The sequence below is a fragment of the Nocardia sp. NPDC051911 genome (assembly GCF_040681035.1).
Lineage (GTDB): Bacteria > Actinomycetota > Actinomycetes > Mycobacteriales > Mycobacteriaceae > Nocardia > Nocardia sichangensis.
In genome coordinates, this window is the sequence record NZ_JBFAXY010000080.1 from 1 (window position 1) to 6,490 (window position 6,490).

A 6,490-nucleotide genomic window follows, 5' to 3' on the forward strand; every position below is an offset into this window, starting at 1 on the left:
CAAGGCCACCCACTTCCTCGCCTTCCTCACCCTCGCTGCGGCACTGACCTGCTACAAGAAACTCGCCAAATCAGCCACATGAGACATGCTCTTAGCGCGGCTTCTCGCGCCAGCAGTTCGTATGCATCCAACATGACTCCTGCTCGCGCGGCCCGGGCCCCTCTGGGTGGCTTACGTATGTATCTTTACCACAGTGACGGATGTCTGGACTTGTTGCTTTCTCGCACAATATGGACAGGTAAGAAGATGGGTCGAAGAAGTGCGGGAGATTGCTGAGCGGTTGTCCGCTCGATCAGGGCTCAAGGGTAACCGTCAACTGATGCAGAAATGGCTTCTCGGGAGCCCGTTTCTCTGTAACATCTTTAGATTTTCTGGAGAACTGAAGAATGTGGATATCCCGCAAGATGCTTCAGGATGAGGCCTGCATCTTCTGCAGCTGAGTGGATCGAGGAAGGTCACGGTCACCCGCGATACTGACAGATTGACCGAATGCAGCCTATCGGAGTCTGGTGTATTTTCTGTGAGCCATTGCGAACAGGTTGTGAATAGAGTGTTAGATGTTGGCCGATTGGACGCGCACACGGTAGGTCAGAAACTGTCGGCAATCGTCGATAGGGACCCGGAGGCACCCGCGCTGCTACTTCACGGCGACGAGATCGCCTACCGCGTACTGGATCGAAGGTCGTCCCAGCTGGCCAGGGTGCTCATCGATCGCGGAGTAGGACCTGGCGACATCGTGGCGGTGATGCTGCCACGCTCAGTGGATCAAGTGGTCGCGGCATGGTCGGTGCAAAAGGCTGGCGCGGCATGCCTGTTCGCGGGTGACCTCAACCATGATGCACTGGCGGCCGCAGGTGCCACATTCGGAATCGCCTCCGAACCGGTGGCCGACAGCCAGATCCGCTGGCTGGCACTCGGCAACGCTCAGATTGAGCGGAGTCTCGTGGCAGCTTCGGAGCGGCCTGTGTTCTATGCGGACAGAGTCCGTAAGCTCAAGGTAGAACACCCGGCTTTTGTCATCCCCACAAAGGGTGGGACCGCCTTTCTCTCTCAGCGCGAGGCATTGGCCTTGGCCGAGTACTTGCGCGTAGAGTATGCGGTCGATCACGAGTCGACCACATACACTTCCTACTCCTCGGGCCGCGCAGCTGTGTTCGAGTTTCTTGCATCGACCACCGCCGGAGCCGTCTCGGTCCTGCCGAGCAGCAAGCTCGGCACCGACCTCGTCATGGGTCAAGTCACCCACTGGTTCATCGCACCAAGTGGAGCAACCGACCCCCCTGACGAAAACATGGTTATCGTGATAGTCGAAGAGAACTTGTGAACTACTACGACAGTCGTAGTTCGTTATTTTGGTGACGGGTTCGTTGGTGGCGGGTTAGCCTCGATCTTTCGCCGGGTGGTCGGCATGGCGTGATCGGGTTCGGATTGGTCTGCGGTCACTGATCAGTGACCGGTGGGCAACACAAGCTAGCCCGGTCAGCGGGTTGGCGGCCAGGTTCCACGGGCCTGGATTGAAGTCCTTTCAGTGGTTGAAGGTGCGGTTTGTGCTGGTCATCCCGGTTGCAGGCGGGCCAGCGCGGTGAGCAGCAGAGGGGTGCCGCGGTGATGTCGTGATAGGCGCAGGTTGACTTGTCGGGCGTGGCGTGCGATCCGGGCGGGGATTGAGAATATCTGCAGGCGTAGTGTTTTCGGTTCCCATCGGCGGGCCGGGTGGTGGTGCAGGGCGAGGGTTTGCAGCCATGCGGTGAGGTCCAGGGCGAGTGCGACGATGGCGATCCAGATCTGATTGGTGTCGAACGCCTTGAACGGCAGGTTCCGTAGCCCGGTTGCTTTCGCGGCGCGGATGCGGTCTTCGCTGCGGGCGCGGCGGCGGTGACGTAGTTCCAGGTCGGGGATCTGACCGGTGCGGGTGTTGGTGACGAACGCGGTCAGCCGCAGGCCGTCGATGTCGGTGAACCGCAGTTGCGCGCCGGGATGCGGGCGTTCTTTGCGCACGATGAGCCGCATGTCGTCGGGCCAGCCGGTCAGGTCGAGCATGCCGGTGACCTCGGCGACCCAAGCGTCTTCACGGACCTCGCCGTGGGCGTCGTAGGCGGGAGTCCACACGTGTTTCGGTAGGTTGCCGACCGCCTCGACGATGGTGTCGGTGAGCGTGAACCCCAGCGAGTACTGCACCCGGCGGGCCGTGCAGTAGCCCACGAAGTCGTGGGTTCCGCCACCGGAATCGGTGCGCACCAGCACTTTCCAGCCCACGCGGTAGCCGGGCTGCCACCGCAGCTTGCGCCAGTGCGGCGGCGAGGACCCGTTTGTGGTCTGCGGCGGTGTTGGCGCCGGCGTTGCCCGGCCGCAGCAGCTCGGCCAGGGGCTCACCGGTGCCGTCGCCGCCGTGGTCGGCGAAGGCCAGCAGCGGGTGGAAGCCGTATCCCTTCTTGAAGGCCGGTGCCGCGCGTTCCTTCTCCGAATGCGCCTCGACCAGCGTGGCATCCAGATCGATGATCAGCGGCGCTTTCGCGGTGATCATGTGAAACGGTGCTCGGACTCCGGCCTCCCGCCATGCCCTGGCACGGGCGGTAGCGCGGGCAGACGCTGTGGCGGACAACACTTTCGGTGCATCCTGCGCCAGGACCGCAAGCAGCCGAGACACCGTCGGATCCGACGCCACCGGCCCGTAGACGCCCGGTTCACCGCGCAGCAGCGCCACATCGGCGGCACAGTCACCGCCGACCGCGGCCGTCACCGCCAGATCCAGCAGGATCTTCCCCGGATCGTGCACGGCGAGGGGTTTCCGCCACGGCGCCAGAGCCTGGGGCAACGCCCGATCCAGCCCCACCGTCGAAGCGGTGCGCAGCAGCGCGACCGCACCGGCTTGGGACACCACTCCCGACCCGTCCCCGTCAATTTTCAGCGTCGGCTACCACCACGTAGACTCCCGCACCAGAGGGGTGCTCCTCACACTGCGTATATCGATCTTCAGCAAATCGAACTATCGCAGCTCAGAGCACCCTTCGCCATTTCTCGGCCACTACCAGCTGACCAGACGTGATTGGCCGAGGTTAGTGGAGCGCGGTGTCGGCCGTCAGCGGGAGGCGGCCTGTGTGAGGGGAGCACTGTCGCCAGGAGACGGCGGATTTCGACGACTGAGATTCAACCCAGTCCGAGTGGGCTTTGGGTCGGTGGCGGCGAGCACGGCAAGGGAGATGTGCCGGTGGCAGGCGTCGTATTGCACTTCGATCCCGGTCTCGCCTGGGATGACATGATCCTTGAGTGCGCCCGGTAAAGCTCTCGGGTCACCGATCGTGGTGGACACCGAAGCGTTGCCAGCCGCCGGGTGCGGGATCGCATCGAGCGGACCGGAGGGCAACGACTCGTCAGCGGGCAGGTAGTAGGCGAGGTTCGGTTCGAAAGGCCGTCATCGTCGATCTGTCAACCGCCTATGATCGCTCCTGGCGGTGGTTGCTGTGCCGCCTCAGTGGGTTCCCAACCCGGCGCGGTCAAGACCAGCCAGCGCGTCCGACGGTCGGGCTGATCCGTCATCATCTCATTCCTATCCGATTGGCCAGCACCCTCTGGAACACGCGCCGCGCCCGGACGCAGGCACCTCCGTTCAAAGGCACCTAACGACGGTCGTCCACCGGGCAGTCGGCTCGCCCAGCGCCCGTCCGGCAACAGGCGCTGCGGTGCGACAACACATCGACCACGACCAAACATCATGGGGCGTGAACCGCCCCGGCTTTCCTGCCGGTGTTTTACGAGCCGGTAGTCACTCGGCTCATCGGTCTGTGTCAGCGTAGTGCGCTGCCTCGTACTCGGTCGGTGAGATCATGCCCAGACTCGAATGCAAGCGCCGGTTGTTGTACCACTCGACCCATGCCGCGGTCGCGTACTCGACATCGGCGATCGTCTTCCACGGACCGTCGTGGAACACCGCCGTGCGGATGCATTCGGCCTTGTAGAGGCCGTTTATGGTCTCCATCAGGGCGTTATCGTAGGCGTCGCCGACGCTGCCGATCGATGGGCTGATGCCCTCGATCCGCAGATGCTCGGTGAAGCGGATACTGGTGTATTGAGACCCCGCATCGGAATGGCATGTCAACAGACCTCTTTCGACCGGATTACCTTCATGGCCGCGGCGCCACAGCGCCATCCGTAACGGCACATCGACCAGTTCGACGTCCCGTTTGATCGAGGCATGCCAGCCCACGATCTTCTGGGAGAAGCAGTCCACAATGAACGCGACATACGAAAACGACTGATACGTCCGCACATACGTGAAATCTGTCACCCACTTCCGGTCCGGCGCGACCGCGGTGAAGTCCCGGTCAAGTAGATCAGGTGCTCTGGTGTCAGCCGGGTTGGCGATCGTGGTCCTGGCTCGTTTACCACGCACGACACCGGTCAAGCCGAGCGAGCGTATGGCTCGGTCGACGGCCCCGAACCCGGCGTCGGGGAACAGGGTCCGGCGGATGAGAGCCAGCATCTTGCGCCGGCCATAGAGCCCTTCCGGGGTCAGCACACGCTGCCCGGCGGCGTTGGTGGTGAACGCCAGGGTCCGGATCGCGTCCTGGATCAGGGCGTCGGTCACGGTCCTGGCCGCCGGCCTGTTCCCGGGTCCAGCCGGGGCACACCAGGCCCGCAAGGTTCGTGCCGCGATCTTGAGCCCAGCGGTGTTGAGGGCGATCAAGATCGACTCGACGGCGTGACCAGCAGCGCGCATCTGGTCGGTGAATGCCGCGATCAGCGGTTTCGGGGGTCGAGTTCCCCCGCGAAGAAAATTGTCGCCGATTTCAGGATGTCGTTGACCTCACGCAGCCGCTTGTTCTCCGCCCGCAACCGGCGCAACTCGTCGCGTTCGTCGCTGGTCACACCCGGCACCTGGCCCGCGTCGATCTCTTCCTGCATCACCCAGCGCCGCACCGATTCCCGGGACACGCCGAGGGACTCGGCGACCTGGACATGCACGGCACGCTCGGTCGAGTACTCCGAGCGGTGCTCCCGCACAAGCCTGACGGCCTGGCTCCGAAGCACTGGGTCGATCTTTTTGGGCATGGCCCATATCCTTCCTGCTACCCCATAACGGGGCGGCAGAAAAGCCGGGGCGGTTCATTCCCAAGCGATCGGACAGTACGTGGATTTTCGAGCCGGACTTGCCGCGGTCAACCGGGCTCGGGCCGGTCAGAGATCCCCCCTTTTCGCGCGGACGCTCGCTGCGTCGATCACCGCACGCGACCAGTCGATCAAGCCCTCGCTGCCGAGCTCATCGAGTATCGCGCGATGTAGCCGCCGCCAGAGACCGGCTTCGGTCCACACCGTGAACCGGCGGTGCGCCGTCGGTACCGTCACCCCGAACGACGGCGGCAGCATCCGCCACGCACACCCGCTGGTCAGCACGAATACAACTGCCGTGAACACCGCCCGCTCGTCGGCCGGAGCAGTACCCCCACCCTGCGGTCGTGGCTCGAACTTCGGCAGCAACGGCTCCACCATCGCCCAAAGCTCGTCCGGAACGAGACGTTTCGACAACTTGTCCGACACGGCCGAACATCATGCACCACAACCGATCACAGTCCATCGCTACCCACCGACAACCAGTCACAACGACGTGAGACACGGTCTTAGTGCCGCGACGCGTTTTTTGGACGCTGCGGCGTAGCAGTTGCCGGATGAAGAGTCCGAACCAGCGGCTCTCCTGAACTAAATCTGCGACGCGTAGAACACTAGCAATGCGGGTTGTCCCACATCAACAGCTTGCAGGCAAGGGTCGCCGATCCGCTGGCACTGCCGGTGCTGGGGGTGGTCGCGATCGGTGCGGGATCAAAGGTGGCCGGTTCCGGCGGAATCTGCTGCGCAGCAGCAGTGGCGGTGGTACAGCTCAGTGTGCCCATCGCGGCGCCAACGGCAAGTGTCACGAGCACGCGCCGGATTGCCGGGGTTCCATACAACGATTGTCGATTTCGCATGGCAAAGAGCATAGGGAGATCTGACCATTTCGTCTATTCCAAAATCCGGGATGATTTAGTTCTCGGGCATCACTTACGTACTTTCGCTGGATATACCGATGCGCTTGCTTGCTGCGACTCACACAATCTGGAACCGCAGGAGCGAAAGAAGGACGGGTCGCGGAGACTGGGGAGTGCCGTATGAGTACTGAGGTTGCGCGGAGTCTTCGGCCTGTTGCATCACGCATGACACTTGTAGGTCGCGAATTGAATCAGTCAATCGTCGATCGGTGAAACTCTGTTCGAACTGAGGCGTTCCGGGATTCGGGATAAGGGGAGTCATGAGAGGGAGCCACCTCCGCCGGTTGCTGCTGTCGGCGGTCGTCGCCGGCGCTGCGGCCGCATCGGCAATGGTCTCGGTGCAGGCCCAGGCCGCGCCCGCGGAGTCTTCTATTGTTTCCGTGCAGGAGCACAGTGCGCGGAACCTGACATTGACGGTGCATTCCGCCGCCATGGATCTCGATATTCCGGTGGAAGTGCAGCGCGCCGCG

The 6,490-nt window shown here is 63.0% G+C and carries 3 protein-coding genes and 3 pseudogenes; 2 read left to right on the forward strand and 4 right to left on the reverse strand.

Annotated elements, in window-relative coordinates; genetic code table 11:
• Positions 1–481: 481 nt before the first annotated feature.
• Positions 482–1,324, forward strand: a complete 843-nt coding sequence (locus AB0L97_RS38200; RefSeq protein WP_364439861.1) for an AMP-binding protein — start codon at positions 482–484, stop codon at positions 1,322–1,324.
• Positions 1,325–1,554: 230 nt separating this feature from the next.
• Here AB0L97_RS38200 and AB0L97_RS38205 read toward each other — a convergent pair.
• The 4 genes and pseudogenes from AB0L97_RS38205 to AB0L97_RS38220 all read right to left on the reverse strand — a co-directional run bounded on the left by AB0L97_RS38205 (position 1,555) and on the right by AB0L97_RS38220 (position 5,960).
• Positions 1,555–2,908: pseudogene (locus AB0L97_RS38205) on the reverse strand (IS1380 family transposase).
• Between the two features lie 864 nt (positions 2,909–3,772).
• A protein-coding gene (locus tag AB0L97_RS38210) for an IS3 family transposase (protein ID WP_364439864.1) occupies positions 3,773–5,049 on the reverse strand; the annotation gives its coding sequence in 2 pieces (ribosomal slippage) (positions 3,773–4,776 and positions 4,776–5,049; 1,278 coding nt in all).
• A 67-nt stretch (positions 5,050–5,116) separates the two neighbouring features.
• Positions 5,117–5,535, reverse strand: a pseudogene (locus AB0L97_RS38215) (transposase); the annotation flags it as partial.
• Positions 5,536–5,717: 182 nt separating this feature from the next.
• Positions 5,718–5,960, reverse strand: coding sequence for a hypothetical protein (locus AB0L97_RS38220; RefSeq protein WP_364439867.1), 243 nt, complete (start codon positions 5,958–5,960; stop codon positions 5,718–5,720).
• Between the two features lie 344 nt (positions 5,961–6,304).
• On the opposite strand from AB0L97_RS38220, the pseudogene AB0L97_RS38225 reads away from it, so the two are divergent.
• Positions 6,305–6,490: pseudogene (locus AB0L97_RS38225) on the forward strand (esterase family protein); the annotation flags it as partial.

Excerpts from the sequence above, each read along its gene's own strand:
- AB0L97_RS38220 (WP_364439867.1), bottom strand. The coding sequence starts at position 5,960 with ATGCGAAATCGACAATCGTTGTATGGAACCCCGGCAATCCGGCGCGTG.